Here is a 15,527-nt window from a genome sequence, read left to right as displayed (position 1 = left end):
ACATTATGCTTACAGTTATAAATTATCATTACATACGAGAAAATTTTGATTCAATATATCCGAGTATCTTTGGTATAACACCTTTTAATTTTAAAAAGCAGCTTTTATTAATGCAAAATGAAGGTGAATTTTTACATCCAAATGAGATAATTGATAATGTTGAAGCTGTTTTAAATTCTAAAAACAAATATCTCTTAGTAACTTTTGATGATGGATTAAAAGAACAATTTGACTTAGCATTTCCTATCCTGGAAGATATTAAAGTGCCATCGGTTTTCTTTGTCAATTCAATAAATTTTGAAGAGAAAAAAGTAAGTACAGTTCATAAAATACATTTGCTAAGATCAATAATTGATTCGGAGTTATTTTTAAAAAATATTCAAAAAGATTTTAAAATTGAATTTTCTGAAACAGAAAAAAATAAATCACACCAAGTGTATCGCTATGATACTGCTTTAAATGCTGAATTAAAATATATACTAAATTTTAAACTTACTTTTCGTGAACAAGAAGCTATCATCAATAAGCTGTTCAATACCTATTTTAACGAGTCGGAAGTTTTGGGAAACTTATATATGAATAATCAGATTTTATGCGATTTAGGTGCTAGAGGATTTTTAGGTAGTCATACGCACAGTCACTATCCGCTTGGATTGACTGACACAGAAACTATTAAATTTGAATTAGAAAACAGTAAGCGATTCTTAGAAAACCTAACAAATTCAAAAATAAACACAGTTTCTTATCCATATGGAACAGATGAAACATGTACAGACGAAGTGTCTATAATTGCCCAAAAAACAGGATATAAATTAGGTTTTACAACAAACAGAGGAAGCAACATTGGAATTGAAAATCATCTTTTATTAAATAGATTTGATTCTAACGATTTACCAGGAGGAAAAAATAGCTAACAGATATGATTACAAGAGAAGCAACAATAAACGATTGGGATAAACTACAAGAATTTTTTACTAGAATTTACAGAGAGAATCATCCGTTGCAAAATAAAAAATTTTGGGAATGGCAATATGGAGATCCTAATTTTGGGCAGTCTTTTATCTGTTTAAATGATAGCGGAAAGATTGTTGGTCATGTTGGGGGAAATTTTCAAGGTGGTGTTGCATGGATAATCAATGTTTATCTCGATGAGGAATGTAGAGGGAAGGGAGTTTTGGGTAAACTTTATAATTTAGCAAGAAAGTATTATCCTTTAGCAGCCACGGCGGCAAATGAGGCAGGTCTCGGTTTGTACAAAAATATGAGATGGATCCGTTATTATGATTTAGTTAGATATGTGAAGATTAATCCTGATTTTAAAGATGAAAATTTTGAATTCTTGTGTAAAAAAATCGAAGTATCAATAGATGATTTAATTATAAAAGATACGCATTATTTTCAACAGCCATCAATTAAGGGAATTAAACTAAAAGATGGTTCACGTGCTGTAAGTCAGGAGAATACTGGTGGTTTAAGGGTTGTTGATATTGAGAACCTTAATTTACTAGAAGAGGAAACCTGGAAGATAGGATACCTTTGGGCAGATTATATTACTTCATGGAATGATCTTAAAACAAAAGATTTAGAGAAAAATGGCTGGGTTTTAGATCATAAAAGTGTTATTCCATGGAGATTAAATCCTGTTGAACAAAATTATTTTTGTGATATTACATTTCTTTCAGAAGTGCCATTAGATAAAGAGTTTATTGTGCATAGATCCTTTTCTGATCATGGTAGAATTGGAAGTTTATAATTACTTAATATGAGAGTTCTACTAATAGTACCAGATGGTGTAGGGGTTCGAAATTATTTGTATTCTAGTTTTATTACTGAATTGGAAAAGCAGGGCGGCGAAGTAATGCTTTATCATCAAATATCAGAAAAAGCAATTCAAGAAATAAAATTAGTTCAGCCCAATATCGTATTTATTAAACAAATTCCAGCTTTTATTGAATCACCAAAAGCTAGATTGTGGAGAGAAAGTAATGTTTATGCAAGGTTATTGAGAAATAAAAAAATCCTTTCAAACAATAGTATAATGGCTTTTTGGAACAATAAAGGAAAAGGATGGAAAAAACGAATACTTCTGGAACTCTCAGAGCTATTAGGATTTACAATTTCAAACTCATATAAGGCTGTATTGAAAGTTGATGAACTCTATGAAAAGGAAATTGCCAGAAGTAAAGTCATTAGTAAAATAGAAAAAGACTTTGATATTTTTAATCCCGATTTTGTTTTAAACCTACATCAGCGAGCACCAATTAGTGCGCCGGTTATAGTTGTTGCAAAAAAGCGAAAAATTAAAACAGCTACGGTTATTTTTTCATGGGACAATGTGCCAAAAGCAAGATTAATTTCGCGCTACAATAGATATTTTGTTTGGTCAGAGCTAATGAAATCAGAATTATGTCTATTATATCCCGAGATTAAGGATGATAATGTTGAGGTTGTTGGTACGCCGCAATTTGAATTTTATTTTCAGAATAAATTATTTAGGAGTAAAGAAGATTTTTTTACAGAATATGGTTTAAATCCAAATAAAAAAACAATATGTTTTTCGGCAAATGATAGTACATCTCCTTATGAAAAAAATTATTTAGAAGATATGGGAGATGAGATTGCAAAAATTCCAGAAGAGATAAGACCTCAGGTTTTATTTAGGAGATGTCCGGTTGATAAAAGTGACAGATTCGATAAGATCTTAGAAAAATATATAGACTTTATTTTTCCAATAGATCCTGACTGGAAACAGGAAAACAATAATAAAGAATCTTTTACAACAATTTATCCTTTGTATAATGATTTACAATTATTAGTGAATACTGTAAAACATAGTGATTTAGTAATAAATTTTGGAAGTACAATGGCGCATGATTTTGCTGTTTATGATAAACCTTGTTTGTATTTAAATTATGACCCTATTGATAATTCTATTTATAAAGTAAGCAATGTTTATAAGTTTCAGCATTTTAAAAGCCTGTCAGGATTAGATGCTGTTGGATGGATTACAAATAAATCAGAAATTGGAGATAAAATTAAGAAAACGCTCGAAAATTCTAATGATGTTGGAAAAGATAGAAAGATTTGGATGCAGAAAATTGTTCAATATCCATTACAAGAATGTAGTTATAATATAGCCCTCGAAATAAAACGCTTATGCACATCTGTTTCTTAACAAATGAATTTCCGAAAGAAGGATTTCCACATGGTGGTATTGGCAGCTTTGTAAAAACAATCACAGAAGCTTTAGTTCTAAAAGGTATAAAAGTGTCTGTAATAGGTATGAACTACACTCTTGCAAATGAGACGGAAAATAGAGATGGCACTGCTGTTTATCGTTTAAATCGAAGTTCTGTAAAAGGACTTTCCTGGTATTTTAATTTCAAAGCAATTAATAAAAAGATTAGAGAAATTCATAAACAGGAACCAATTGATATTATTGAATCTTCAGAACTTGGATTGGCATTTCTAAATAAAATAAGCGGAGTTAAATACGTTATTAGACTGCATGGAGGACATCATTTTTTTGCTGAAAGTGAAAACAGAAAGATTAACAGTTGGAAAGGCTTTCAGGAAAAAAGGTCGTTTAAAAAAAGCGATGCCTTTATAGCTGTTTCTCAATATGTTAAAAACCATACAGAAAAATATTTAAGCTATAATAATAAGCCAATAGCCTATATCAGTTACCCGATTAATACAGATTTTTTTAGTCCGCGAAATGAAAATGAAGCGTCAAATAAAATCGTATTTGCCGGAACAGTCTGCGAAAAAAAAGGAATAAGACAGTTAATACAAGCTTTTCCTTTGGTGAAAAACAAATTCCCAAATGCAGTACTAGAAATTTATGGACGCGATTGGTTTTATCCTGACGGAAGCTCTTATATTCAAATGCTTAAAGAAAAAGAGTTATCTAAATTTGGAAAAATTGCCATAGATGTTCACTTTCATGGCAGCATTTCTTATACAAATATACCTTTGGCATATTCTGAGGCTTCAGTTTGTGTTTTTCCTTCACACATGGAAACTCAGGGACTTGTCGCTCCAGAAGCTATGGCGATGGAAAAAGCAGTAGTTTTTACCCTTTTAGGACCAGGACCAGAGACAATACAAGATTATAAAACGGGTTTATTATGTGACCCATATAACCCAGAAAGTATTGCAGAGAAAATTGTGTGGTATTTTTCTAATAAAGAAAAAGCAAAGATGATGGGGAAAGAAGCGAGAGAATTTGTGATTCAAAAATATGGTTTAGCCAGTATAGTGAAACAAAATATCGATTTTTTTCAATCGTTATTAGTTCAACAAGATAAATAATGATTTATATAATTAAAAAAAAGATTTCAAAAAAACTTGAGGAATTTAAGCAATATTACTCATACGTTCGTTTTTACGAAGGTGATCAGCCAGTAGTATACCTAAATGTAGCTCATCGTACAAAAGTGAGAACTTATTTAAACCTTTTTTTTAGAATTAAAGCTGTATATAAAGAACCAATTGTGATTCAATTTTCAGTTGTCCGAATGTTACTTTTAGCAAAATGGTTTAAGCAGCTCGATTATATTTATTTTGCTAAACCCTTTTCAAAATTAAATAAACTGAAAACATTCAGCCATCATAAAAGTGCAGATTTTGTTGTGAATTATAAGTATAAAAAGGTGTATACAACAAGTGATTATCAAAAAAATGTTCTGCCTTATATTATGCATCCTTTTAATTATTTGGTAACTCAGACCGATTTTTCTTCTAAAAAAATTGGAATAATACTGAGCGGAAATTTTGAAGAAAAAATTTATAATACAACTCTAATCCCGGATAATTTCAAATTACTAAATAGATGGGATATTTATCAGGAAGTAATACAGCACAAAAGCGTACTTTCAATTTCCGGAAAAGAATTAATGGAGGATCTGGATTCTAAAAAATTCAGTGATAAACTAGTGGCAATGCGATGGCAGTCTGGTGCAATTCCAAATCAAAAATGGAGATATTATTTAACAGCCGCCGATTTTATTTTTTGTGCACCCGGAATGACAATGCCTATGTGTCATAATGTTTTAGAAGCTATGTCTGTTGGTGTAATTCCAATTTTGAATTATCCGCATTGGTTAAATCCATCATTGCAGGATGATTTTAATTGTTTAGTGTATCAAAGCATTTCAGATATTAAATTGATAGTCGACAAAGCACTTTCATTATCTCAGGAATTAAAAAATGAAATGGCAAAAAATGTTCTTGATTATTATAATGCATATTATGGCGAATATCTTTTTGATGAAAACAAAAATACAGAATTGATAGTGTTGAATGAAAATATTAAGGATCTGATCTAAAAAATAAAGTTAGAATAAATGAGTGTAAAAGTATATGTTTACGGGCTTTGCAATGTTTTTTATGATGGCTATTATATCTTTGGGATCAAAAAAGTATATAAGAATTATGAGTTTAATGTTTCTAAATTTCCAGATTTTCGACAAGGTACTTTTGCTTTTATAGTTGAAGATGGAAGGAATTTAAAGAAGATAATTGTCGATTCGGGTGATGCCTCGACAATCGATTTAAAAGCATTGGATTGGTGTGATGTTTACGGAAAAGTAAATTACAATTTGAATAATATTGAAGCAGGAAATCAGGAAAAGATCCTTCCTATAGGACCAAGTTTTGGGCTTAAAATTTGGAACCTGTTTCCAACATTTTATCATCTTACTTTAAATTATTTTAGATTTAGAAAACAAATTTCAAACACAAAAGAATTTGCAATAAACTACTGGAGACAGTTTAAAAGGCTGAAATTAGAGGAATATGTATCAAGTGAGTCGTCCCGTTCTGATGTTTTCTTTATAAATAGTATCTGGAAAAAAGAAAGTGAGACCAATGCTAACCGCGCTATGTTTATAGAATGCTGTAAAAGTAATAGCAATATACATTTTGAGGGAGGCTTTGCAGCAAGAAGTAATGGGGATAATTTAGGATATGATCATTTGATATATCCGAAGAAAGTACCATTAGAAAGCTATATTAAAAAAATTAAAAGTGGAGCTTTTGTATTCAATACTCCTGCTGTACTTTCATGTCATGGTTGGAAATTAGCTGAATTTCTGGCTTTAGGAAAAGCAATCATTTCGACTCCTCATTACAATAAACTGCCTGCTGAATTAATAAATAATCAACATCTGATCTATGCAGGGAACGCTGAAGAAATAAATTTGGCAATCGATAAAATAATTGGAAATCATGATTTTAAACAAATGTTAGAGACGCAAAGTAAAAAATATTTTGATGATTATTTAGCGCCCGAAAAAGTTGTAAAAAGATTGATTGAAAAAAAATAGAAATGAAATTTGCAATAATTACACACGTCAATCATATAGAGAGAGAAAAACAATATTTTGGTTATGCGCCATATGTGCGTGAAATGAATATTTGGTTAAAATATGTTGATGAAGTAATAATAGTTGCCCCTTTATCCGGAGGAGTTCCTGCTGAAATAGACAGTCCTTATGATTATAAAAAAATAGATTTCACGAAAATTCCTGATTTTAATTTTTTAACCATAAAAAGCATTTTGATTAGTCTTTTCAAAATTCCGTATATTATGTGGAAGATATTTTGGATTATGAAAAGTGCTGATCATATTCATTTAAGATGTCCGGGAAATATGGGGTTATTGGCTTGTATTGTTCAAGTGTTTTTTCCTAAAAAAAAGAAAACAGCCAAATATGCAGGTAACTGGGATCCTAAAAGCAAACAACCATGGACGTACAGGCTCCAAAAATGGATATTAAATAATACCTTTCTGACTCGAAATATGAAGGTTTTGGTTTATGGAGAATGGGATAATCAGTCTAAAAATATTAAATCATTTTTTACAGCAACGTATTCGGAAGCGGAGAAGGTTTTAATTCAAAAGACAAATTTTGATCAGGTTATAAAATTTATTTTTGTGGGAAGTTTAGTTGCAGGAAAAAATCCGATGTATGCATTGAAACTAGTGGAAAAACTAATTCAATCTGGAAATAATGTAATGCTGAATTTATATGGAGATGGAATTGAAAGAGCTGTTTTGCAAAAATATATAATTGAAAATGAACTTGATAAAAATATTTTTTTAAACGGAAATCAAAATAAAGAAGTCATAAAAAAAGGATTTCAAGAAAGTCATTTTGTAATATTGCCATCGAAAAGTGAGGGCTGGCCAAAAGCTGTTGCAGAAGGAATGTTTTGGGGCTGTGTTCCAATTGCTACAAAGGTTTCATGTGTTCCTTTTATGCTGGATTATGGTAAAAGAGGTGTCTTACTTAATATGAATTTAGAGAATGATCTAATGCAAGTTGAAAATGCTTTTACAGATAAAAATAAGTTTTTTGAAAAAAGCCAACTAGCATTACAATGGTCGCGTAATTATACTACCGATGTTTTTGAAACCGAAATTAAAAAATTGCTGACTAAATGAGAATTGTACAAATTATAGATTCTCTTGAGCCTGGCGGTGCAGAACGTATGGCGGTAAACTATGCGAATGTTCTAAGCGAGAAAATTGAATTTTCAGGTTTGATTTCAACGCGAAAAGAAGGATTGCTATTAAACCAAATCAATAAAGAAGTCTCTTATTTGTTTTTAAATAAAAATAAAAAAGTCGATTTTAAAGCTGTTTTAAGATTAAGAAGATACCTTAAAAAGAACCAAATAAGTTTGATTCAAGCTCATAGTTCTTCATTTTTCACAGCTGTTTTGGTGAAAATTACTTATCCTAAAATTAAAATTATCTGGCATGATCATTATGGGATTTCACAAGATTTAAATTTGCGTAAAAATTTAGTTTTAAAAGTAAGTTCATTTTTTTTTAGTGGGGTTATCTCTGTAAATTCAGCCTTAAAGAATTGGAGTGAATCATATTTATGGTGCTCAAATGTTAAATATTTCCCGAATTTTGTGAGCGATTTGTCTAGCGGCAATGAAAAGCTTTTATTAAAAGGAGTTCAAGGAAAAAGAATTGTTTGTGTTGCCAATTTGCGTCCTCAAAAAAATCATAATTTGTTGATAGAAGCAGCAAATGTTATTAGGGATCAATTCCCGGAATGGACTTTTCACTTATTTGGGAAGGACTTTTTAGACAGCTATTCGAAACAATTAAAGCAAAAAGTAAAATATTTACAGCTTCAGGAAAACGTCTCTTTTTATGGAGCCGTAAACAATATAGGCGACGTTTTAAAAAACTTTGATATAGCAGTTTTACCATCACTTTCAGAAGGCCTTCCTTTGGCAGTTCTAGAATATGGATTACACAAGCTGCCCGTAGTTGCGACGAATGTTGGAGAGATTTCAAAAGTAATTGTATCTGATAAATATGGATTAGTTGTAGAGTCAGGTAATTTAAATCAATTAGTGGAGTCACTTCAATCACTAATTGAAAATAAAATAGATAGAATACAAATGGGAATAGAATTAAGTAAATTTATACAGCTGCATTACGGTCAGGAGTCAATTATAAAAGAATATCTTTTTTGGATAAATCCTGTTTTTAGTTTTTTGGCTGCTGATAATTCTTTATAGTAAATGAAAAGTAAATTATCATATAGCTTTCTATTGTTAATTCATGCAGCCATTGCTCTAGTGGTCTATGTAGTGCCTTTTTTATCTAAAATTTATGCATTAATAATCCCTCTTGTGGGGCTTTTTGTTGTACATAGAAATAAGAATAAAAACAATGAAGTTCTTTTTGTTTCGGCATATTTAGTTGGTGTTGAGGTTTTTTTACGAATGACGGGAGGTAATTTTAATAATGAATATATTAAAGTCACAGTAGCTTTTTTTATGCTGCTGGGTATGATTTATAGTAATTTTTCTAAAACTGCTTTTATATATGCTTTCTTTATAATTTTATTAATTCCTGGAATTTTAATGACTAATGCAGTTGCTTCTTTTGAAACAGATATCAGAAAGGCATTATTTTTTAATTTGTCAGGCCCATTCTGTCTGGCTATTTGTTCTATTTATACATTCAAGCGTAGAATTATATTTTCTGATTTACAAAATATATTGTTTACAATGGGACTGCCAATTGTAACAACAGTAGCTTATTTGTTCGTGTACACTCCAAGCATTAAAGAGGTTGTAACCGGAACAAGTTCTAACTTTATAACTTCGGGAGGTTTTGGACCTAATCAGGTATCAACTATTTTAGGATTAGGAATGTTTGTTTTTTTTACACAATCGGTGTTATTTTCAAAATCAAAAAGACTGATTGTTTTAAATGCTGTACTGCTGATTTTTATAAGCTATAGAGGGATTGTTACTTTTTCGAGAGGAGGAGTAATCACGGGAGCTGCAATGATTTTGTGCGTTTTATTCTTGACTTATTATTTTTCAAACTCTAAAGGTAAAACTAAGGTTAGTATTCTAGTAGTATTAACAGGTCTGGTAACAGTTGGAATCTGGACTTATAGTTCTTTGCAAACCAGTGGACTTATAGAAAAAAGATATGCGAATCAGGATGCGAAAGGAAGGATTAAGAAAGATAAACTTGGAGGGCGTGAAGCGATCATGGACGCAGATTTTAAAATATTTTTAGACAATCCAATTTTAGGCGTAGGAGTTGGAATGGGAAAAGATGTTCGAAAAGAATCATATGGAAGTGAAGTGGCTTCACATAACGAAGTTTCACGTATGTTAAGCGAACATGGTTTCTTTGGAATCCTTGGATTATTAATTCTCGTTGTTACTCCGTTTATAGTTTACATCAATAATCGACAGCACCTATATTTTCTGTCCTTTTTTATTTTTTGGCTCCTCACAATAAATCACGCGGCAATGCGAATAGCAGCGCCAGCTTTTGTTTATGCATTATGTCTTCTTTCTGTTCAGGTAAAAAATCCTGAAAAAACGGAAAACTCTATTAGGTAAATTGTTTTTTTATAATACATTTGCCTCGAATTTAAGCCCTTAAATCTACATAAATATATGCGTTCAAACAGAAAAATGCATTTTGAAATTTCAGAACGAAAAGTTTTGCTTTTTGTATTTGATGCTCTATTCGTCATTGGAATATTGTATCTTTTAAACTTATTTTTCGAGTTTCATTATTTTGCATTTGAAAGCACTACTATTTACAGACCCTTTATATTTGTTGGTTATTTATTAGTTTTCGGTACAATATTCGAGATGTATAATCTACAGATTGCCAGTAATCAGTTTCAGATAGTAAAAAGTGTTGTGCTTTCTGTTTCTGCAGCAGTTTTGATTTATCTTCTTACTCCAATTTTATCACCTGAACTTCCAAAACAGCGTTTAGTAATTGTAATATTTTATTTTGCAATCTTACTTGTAATGCTTATGTGGCGTTTTTTCTACGCCATTTTTCTTGCTTCACATCGGTTTTCTCAAAATGTAATTTTAATATGCGACAAAGATCAGGTAGAAGAATTAGTTTCGGGACTGGAGAATGTTGATCCGCATTATAGAATAATTGGTTTTGTGAATTCAGATTCGAATTCGGAAACAAAAACTAATTTTCATTATGTAAAAGAAATTAAGAAAAGTTATTTGGAGAGATTTGTAATCAAACATAACGTTTCTGAAATTGTAATTGCATCCCAAAAAACAGATGGAATCACAGCTGATTTATATCAACAATTATTAAGTTTATTGGAATCTGGAAATGTTATTAGAGAATATACTCAGGTTTACGAGAGTAAAACACAACGTATTCCGGTGCATTATATAGAACGTGATTTTTATCGTTTTTTCCCGTTCAGCCGAAGCAATAACAATAAATTATATTTATTCTTAATACGATTTTTAGAGCTCTCATTTTCTTTTACAGGTTTATTGATTTGTTTCGTTTTCATTCCTTTTATTTTTCTTGGGAACCTTTTGGCAAACAAAGGAAGTTTATTTTATACACAAGAGAGAGTAGGAAAAAACGGAGCTGTATTTAAAATTTATAAATTCAGAACCATGATCGAGGCTTCGGAAGTTAACGGAGCTGTTTTTGCCGTTGCAAATGATAAACGAATAACTCCATTTGGGAAGTTCATGCGTAAATCCAGAATCGATGAACTGCCGCAATTTTTCAACGTTTTAAAAGGAGATATGGCTGTAATTGGCCCAAGACCTGAAAGACCTTTTTTCGTGGAAGAAATAGCCAAAGTAATGCCTTTTTATGAAACCCGCCACGTTATAAAACCTGGACTTACAGGCTGGGCGCAGGTAAACTATTCATACGGAGAATCAATAGACGAAAGCTTGATTAAACTACAATACGATCTTTACTACATCAAACATCGAAGTGTTTTTCTTGATTTAAGTATCACTTTTAAAACGATTACTACTGTTTTATTTTACCGCGGACAATAGGTTTTAGATTATTATCGGAATACGTTTTTTGTTTCGAATGGCAATTCTAACTAAAACAAAACCACTCGTAATGATCATTGGAAGCATAATTAAAAAGTGCGCTTTGTTCATTATAAAAATGCTGTAAATAATCAGAAAGATTAAATGTAGAACAGCAAATCTATAAGTCCATCTTTTGTTTTTTGCAATTGAAAAAATAAGTAAAATCAACAAAAACGGACTAAATAACAACACGTTATAATTCATTGCCAGCTCTTGGTGAAAAGAATAAAATCCAACCGAAACAAAAAATACTCCCATTAAAGATAAAATTAAAAGATAGATTTTATCTACTGTTTTATTATGTACGACAACTACAAATCCAAGAATAAATAAATACGTGTAAATGTTATTCCACCAAGATGTTGGTGTTTCCTTCTCAAAACTTAAAAGTGTTTTACTTTTTCCTGCTAAAAGGCGGCCCTGGAAAGTGGTTTCATCTAAACTATTTTTTAATTCAAAAGGAAGAAAAATTCGGGTTCCTAATTGGTCAACTTTGGTTCCAAAAATTATGCTTGTACCTAATTGATCATAAAAATGGCCATCAAAATAAGGAAATAAAATAGAACGATATGTTTTGTCTGTATCTTCTTTTTTTACAATCAAATTACCGCCTAAAGTCGAATTGATAACATCAACGACCATCGAAGTACAGTTTTTGTCAATAAACTTGTAAGTGTAATAACGTTCTTCAGATAATAAAACAGCATTTAAGTGGTCAAAAAGTTTTTGTTTTAAATCCTGCGAAAGAAGTAATTCCTGCTCAAAAACACTTCTTTTTTCATAAGTATAATCATTTATAAAATCTGGAAATGAATGTGCGACTGCGAAATATTGTAAATCACCTTTTGCAAATTTAGCAACGAAATTTGGAGTCCTAAAATCAAAAGCACCATAATTATAAACCACATCAAGATTGTTAATTGGATCTGAAACACGAATCGCAGTATGACCAAAATAAGAATAAGTTTCATTTCCTAATCCGCAGGTAATCACACTTATTTTAGCATAATTAGATAAAGGCACATTCTGCCCAAAGCCAATTGTAAAACTTAGAAATAATAGTAAACTAAAAAGTGTTTTTTTGAAAAGGACTTTTTTCATAATTTAAAATTTTTAAGAAGTTCAAAAGGGGTTATATAATTATCTAAAAATGCCAAGATCTACTTTTATCGAAAAAATATTCGAATACAAAGCGGCACTTTGATTTCCTAAATCGGTTAAAGCGTAATCAATTTGAATGCCTTTGTATTTAAATCCAAGGCCAATATTTGGCTGAAAACTTAATTTTTCAGTATTGTCCAATTGCATTACATTCTGAAAATTTCCAGCTCCCGCTCTTAAAAAAACAAGATCTGTATATCCAAACTCAAAACCAAGAGCCGGATCAATACTCACAACTTTAGACGAAATAATGTCGTTTGTCTGTTCAAAACGCATATTCAAATTTCCGGCGGCCATAAGACTGTAATCATTATGAAATTCAAATTTTTTAGAAACCCCTAATTGTGCTTTTGGTAATGTAATTTCAGTGCTTTCAGGTAGCTCGTTGTTTTCTCCCGGAATAGCATTGGATATTTTTTCATATTCTTCCTCGTCAATATTCCAGACATTGTAAGTTGTTGTAATATCGCGAAGCATCAATCCGAATTTCCAGTCATTATGTTCAAATTGCAGCCCAACATCAAAACCAAAACCCCATGAATTGGCAAATTTACCAATAATTCGTCGGATGATTTTTGCATTTACCCCATATTGAAATCCTTCAACAGGAAGTTTTCTGGCGTATGAAAAAGTAAAACCATAATCGGCTGTAGAAAATAAACGAATTCTATTGTAATCAATATTTCCCTGACTGTCGATTAATTGAGTCGTGTCCATAATATCATCGACTCCAAAACGAATCATAGAAATTCCCCACGAACTTCGGTCATCAATAGGACTTGCGTAACCAATAAAATCATATTGAGCAATATTAGCAAAGTAGCTTGCGTGCATTAAAGACAGCTGATGATCCTCGAGATGAGTTAAACCAGCAGGATTCCAGTAAACAGCATTCACATCATTTGTAGAAGCAGTTACGGCGCTGGACATTCCTAACGCAGCGGCATCAACACCAATATTCATAAACTCATTCGAGTATTTTCGAACGGTTTGGGCATACTGTGAAGTAAAACTCCAAAATAATAAAAACGCAAAAAGTTTTTTCAATCGATGTTTTTTTGAAGACTGAGGCCTGTTTTTAATTTTCATCAAAAATATAATATTTTACGCATCTAATTTCTCCATTTTAATAAATATTGCGAAAGTTTAATGCTAAGATCGATTAACCAGTAAACTTAATATCCAGATGCAAATAATTTATGCTCTAGTGCAAACTATTTGTACTATTTGTATAAATATCATCATATTTTATGCGAAATTTGTCATTCAAAATTTATCAAATCTAAAAATGAATATCAAAAAACACATTCCGAATCTAATTACCTTAATTAATCTTTTTTGTGGCTGCGTTGCAATAGTTTTTATTTCAAAAGCTGATTATGAAATGGCTTTCTACATGGTTTGCCTTGGAATCTTTTTTGATTTTTTTGATGGTTTTTTTGCCAGACTGTTTAAGGTTTCGAGTCCGCTTGGTCTTCAGTTAGATTCTTTAGCAGATATGGTAACCAGCGGCGTTGCTCCGGGATATGTGATGTATAGTTTGTTTTTAAAAAGTGCAAATCCGAATGATATAATTTCATCGGTATATATTCCTTTTTTAGGTTTTATAATTACATTAGGTTCTTGCTACAGATTAGCCAATTTTAATATTGATACACGTCAAACGGATTCATTTATTGGTCTGCCAACACCTGCAAATTCACTTTTTATTTTAAGCCTTCCTTTGGTTATCCAGTTTTCAGAATCATTGATGATTTTCGAAATATTAACCAACCATTGGGTTTTATTAGCAATTACTTTATGCAGTGCTTATATTTTAAATGCAGAAATTCCATTGTTTTCTTTAAAAGTTAAGAAATTCAATTTTAAAGATAATGCGTTACAGATCACCTTTTTGATAATTTCCTTTATATTAGTTTTACTGCTTCATTTTACAGCAGTGCCGCTAATTATTATTTTCTACGTATTGCTGTCAATCGTAAATAATATCTTTTTGAAAAAGTAGTTGTATTCGAATGGCAAGAAGAACGACCAGAAAAACTAAACAAGAAAGATCTTTTTTCAGCAGAGTATTCCGTTTTATCGTGTTTTCTTTGTTGACAGTACTTTTGTTTGGAACAATTTACCATTACCGTGCAGGATTGGCATATTATCTTGGATTTAAAACAGATAAGGTTTTAGATGAAGATGAGGTAGACAAACATCTTTCTGATGTGAGGAACATTCGCGTTCTTGAAAATCATAAAGGAAAAGTTGTTGGAATTGATGTATCTGAATTTCAGGGGAAAGTTGATTGGGAAGAAGTTGAAATTCTGGATGAAAAATATCCGGTACAATTTGTCTTTATTCGGGCAACAGCTGGAAATGATCGTGTTGACAGACAATTTAAACGTAATTGGGAAGGCGCAAAGGAAAATAAAATTATGCGTGGCGCTTATCATTATTACCGCCCAAATGAAAATTCAATAGAACAAGCCAATCTTTTTATCAAAACCGTAAAATTGCAAAAAGGAGATTTGCCTCCTGTTTTAGATATTGAAAAATTACCAAAAAATCAGCCTTTAGACAGTTTAAAAAAAGGTTTAAAGCGCTGGTTAACTAAAGTTGAAAAACATTACCAAGTCCGTCCGATAATTTATTCCGGAGAACGATATTATTCCGATTTTTTAAAAGAAGAGTTTGGAGAATATTTGTTTTGGATTGCCAATTATAATTTCTATAGAGAAAAAATTGAAGATGACTGGCTCTTTTGGCAGTTTACAGAAAAAGCTTCTCTGCCGGGAATTAAACACCGTGTTGATGTTAATATTTACAATGGCGATATTGAACAGCTGCAGTTTATTACAGTTGAATAAAAAGTGCTGAGTGTTCAGGTTTTTAGTGCTCAGTATTTTTCTAAAAAAAATCAGTTTTTTAGTGTCAGCCCAAAACTGAATACTAAAAAACTGACCGCTAATTTCGTTTTATGAACT

General features: G+C 31.1%; 14 protein-coding genes. 12 read left to right on the top strand and 2 right to left on the bottom strand.

Translation table 11 applies throughout. The features are described from left to right. Positions 1-5 precede the first annotated feature (5 nt). From L1276_RS21345 to L1276_RS21300, 10 genes are read left to right on the top strand one after another with little or no spacing between them, the layout of a single operon-like run. Positions 6-914 carry a polysaccharide deacetylase family protein gene (locus tag L1276_RS21345; protein ID WP_253791417.1) on the top strand — a complete coding sequence of 303 codons (909 nt, stop codon included), beginning with the start codon at positions 6-8 and terminating at the stop codon, positions 912-914. A gap of 5 nt (positions 915-919) precedes the next feature. Further along, positions 920-1,753: a GNAT family N-acetyltransferase gene (locus L1276_RS21340; RefSeq protein WP_253791415.1), complete on the top strand. Its 834-nt coding sequence runs from the start codon at positions 920-922 to the stop codon at positions 1,751-1,753. 9 nt (positions 1,754-1,762) lie between these two features. Next, positions 1,763-3,175: a hypothetical protein gene (locus tag L1276_RS21335; RefSeq protein WP_253791413.1), complete on the top strand. Its 1,413-nt coding sequence runs from the start codon at positions 1,763-1,765 to the stop codon at positions 3,173-3,175. Next, positions 3,157-4,314: a glycosyltransferase family 4 protein gene (locus tag L1276_RS21330; RefSeq protein WP_253791411.1), complete on the top strand. Its 1,158-nt coding sequence runs from the start codon at positions 3,157-3,159 to the stop codon at positions 4,312-4,314. The genes L1276_RS21335 and L1276_RS21330 overlap by 19 nt, the downstream gene beginning before the upstream one ends. Next, positions 4,314-5,330 carry an ATPase gene (locus L1276_RS21325; RefSeq protein WP_253791409.1) on the top strand — a complete coding sequence of 339 codons (1,017 nt, stop codon included), beginning with the start codon at positions 4,314-4,316 and terminating at the stop codon, positions 5,328-5,330. Before L1276_RS21330 ends, L1276_RS21325 begins: the two co-directional genes overlap by 1 nt. 18 nt (positions 5,331-5,348) lie before the next feature. Continuing rightward, the gene (locus L1276_RS21320) at positions 5,349-6,329 is read left to right on the top strand and encodes a glycosyltransferase (protein ID WP_253791407.1); all 981 of its coding nucleotides are present in this window, start codon (positions 5,349-5,351) and stop codon (positions 6,327-6,329) included. Positions 6,330-6,331: 2 nt separating this feature from the next. Continuing rightward, positions 6,332-7,450 carry a glycosyltransferase gene (locus L1276_RS21315; RefSeq protein ID WP_253791405.1) on the top strand — a complete coding sequence of 373 codons (1,119 nt, stop codon included), beginning with the start codon at positions 6,332-6,334 and terminating at the stop codon, positions 7,448-7,450. After that, positions 7,447-8,550: a glycosyltransferase gene (locus L1276_RS21310; RefSeq protein WP_253791403.1), complete on the top strand. Its 1,104-nt coding sequence runs from the start codon at positions 7,447-7,449 to the stop codon at positions 8,548-8,550. Before L1276_RS21315 ends, L1276_RS21310 begins: the two co-directional genes overlap by 4 nt. A gap of 3 nt (positions 8,551-8,553) precedes the next feature. After that, the gene (locus L1276_RS21305; RefSeq protein WP_253791401.1) at positions 8,554-9,900 is read left to right on the top strand and encodes an O-antigen ligase; all 1,347 of its coding nucleotides are present in this window, start codon (positions 8,554-8,556) and stop codon (positions 9,898-9,900) included. A gap of 57 nt (positions 9,901-9,957) precedes the next feature. After that, a complete protein-coding gene (locus tag L1276_RS21300) occupies positions 9,958-11,352 on the top strand; it encodes a sugar transferase (protein ID WP_253791399.1) in 1,395 nt (464 codons plus the stop codon). 3 nt (positions 11,353-11,355) lie between these two features. Here L1276_RS21300 and L1276_RS21295 read toward each other — a convergent pair whose 3' ends face one another. Further along, positions 11,356-12,495: a DUF4105 domain-containing protein gene (locus tag L1276_RS21295; RefSeq protein ID WP_253791397.1), complete on the bottom strand. Its 1,140-nt coding sequence runs from the start codon at positions 12,493-12,495 to the stop codon at positions 11,356-11,358. A gap of 39 nt (positions 12,496-12,534) precedes the next feature. Continuing rightward, a complete protein-coding gene (locus L1276_RS21290; protein WP_253791722.1) occupies positions 12,535-13,518 on the bottom strand; it encodes a PorV/PorQ family protein in 984 nt (327 codons plus the stop codon). Between the two features lie 325 nt (positions 13,519-13,843). Here L1276_RS21290 and L1276_RS21285 point away from each other — a divergent pair, with 325 nt between their 5' ends. Beyond that, positions 13,844-14,560, top strand: coding sequence for a phosphatidylcholine/phosphatidylserine synthase (locus tag L1276_RS21285; protein WP_253791396.1), 717 nt, complete (start codon positions 13,844-13,846; stop codon positions 14,558-14,560). A gap of 10 nt (positions 14,561-14,570) precedes the next feature. After that, positions 14,571-15,410, top strand: a complete 840-nt coding sequence (locus tag L1276_RS21280) for a glycoside hydrolase family 25 protein (RefSeq protein ID WP_253791394.1) — start codon at positions 14,571-14,573, stop codon at positions 15,408-15,410. Positions 15,411-15,527: the final 117 nt, after the last annotated feature.

Source organism: Flavobacterium sp. HSC-32F16 (assembly GCF_024171645.1).
Lineage (GTDB): Bacteria > Bacteroidota > Bacteroidia > Flavobacteriales > Flavobacteriaceae > Flavobacterium.
Note: the sequence above shows the minus strand (reverse complement) of the source record. Positions and strands in the feature narration are given on the sequence as shown.

Bases quoted from the DNA above. Each gene is read 5' to 3' on its own strand.
- L1276_RS21320 (WP_253791407.1), top strand. From the start codon at position 5,349: ATGAGTGTAAAAGTATATGTTTACGGGCTTTGCAATGTTTTTTATGAT.
- L1276_RS21345 (WP_253791417.1), top strand. From the start codon at position 6: ATGCTTACAGTTATAAATTATCATTACATACGAGAAAATTTTGATTCA.
- L1276_RS21300 (WP_253791399.1), top strand. From the start codon at position 9,958: ATGCGTTCAAACAGAAAAATGCATTTTGAAATTTCAGAACGAAAAGTT.
- L1276_RS21310 (WP_253791403.1), top strand. From the start codon at position 7,447: ATGAGAATTGTACAAATTATAGATTCTCTTGAGCCTGGCGGTGCAGAA.
- L1276_RS21335 (WP_253791413.1), top strand. From the start codon at position 1,763: ATGAGAGTTCTACTAATAGTACCAGATGGTGTAGGGGTTCGAAATTAT.
- L1276_RS21340 (WP_253791415.1), top strand. From the start codon at position 920: ATGATTACAAGAGAAGCAACAATAAACGATTGGGATAAACTACAAGAA.
- L1276_RS21315 (WP_253791405.1), top strand. From the start codon at position 6,332: ATGAAATTTGCAATAATTACACACGTCAATCATATAGAGAGAGAAAAA.
- L1276_RS21305 (WP_253791401.1), top strand. From the start codon at position 8,554: ATGAAAAGTAAATTATCATATAGCTTTCTATTGTTAATTCATGCAGCC.
- L1276_RS21325 (WP_253791409.1), top strand. From the start codon at position 4,314: ATGATTTATATAATTAAAAAAAAGATTTCAAAAAAACTTGAGGAATTT.
- L1276_RS21280 (WP_253791394.1), top strand. From the start codon at position 14,571: ATGGCAAGAAGAACGACCAGAAAAACTAAACAAGAAAGATCTTTTTTC.
- L1276_RS21285 (WP_253791396.1), top strand. From the start codon at position 13,844: ATGAATATCAAAAAACACATTCCGAATCTAATTACCTTAATTAATCTT.
- L1276_RS21295 (WP_253791397.1), bottom strand. From the start codon at position 12,495: ATGAAAAAAGTCCTTTTCAAAAAAACACTTTTTAGTTTACTATTATTT.
- L1276_RS21290 (WP_253791722.1), bottom strand. From the start codon at position 13,518: ATGAATATTGGTGTTGATGCCGCTGCGTTAGGAATGTCCAGCGCCGTA.
- L1276_RS21330 (WP_253791411.1), top strand. From the start codon at position 3,157: ATGCACATCTGTTTCTTAACAAATGAATTTCCGAAAGAAGGATTTCCA.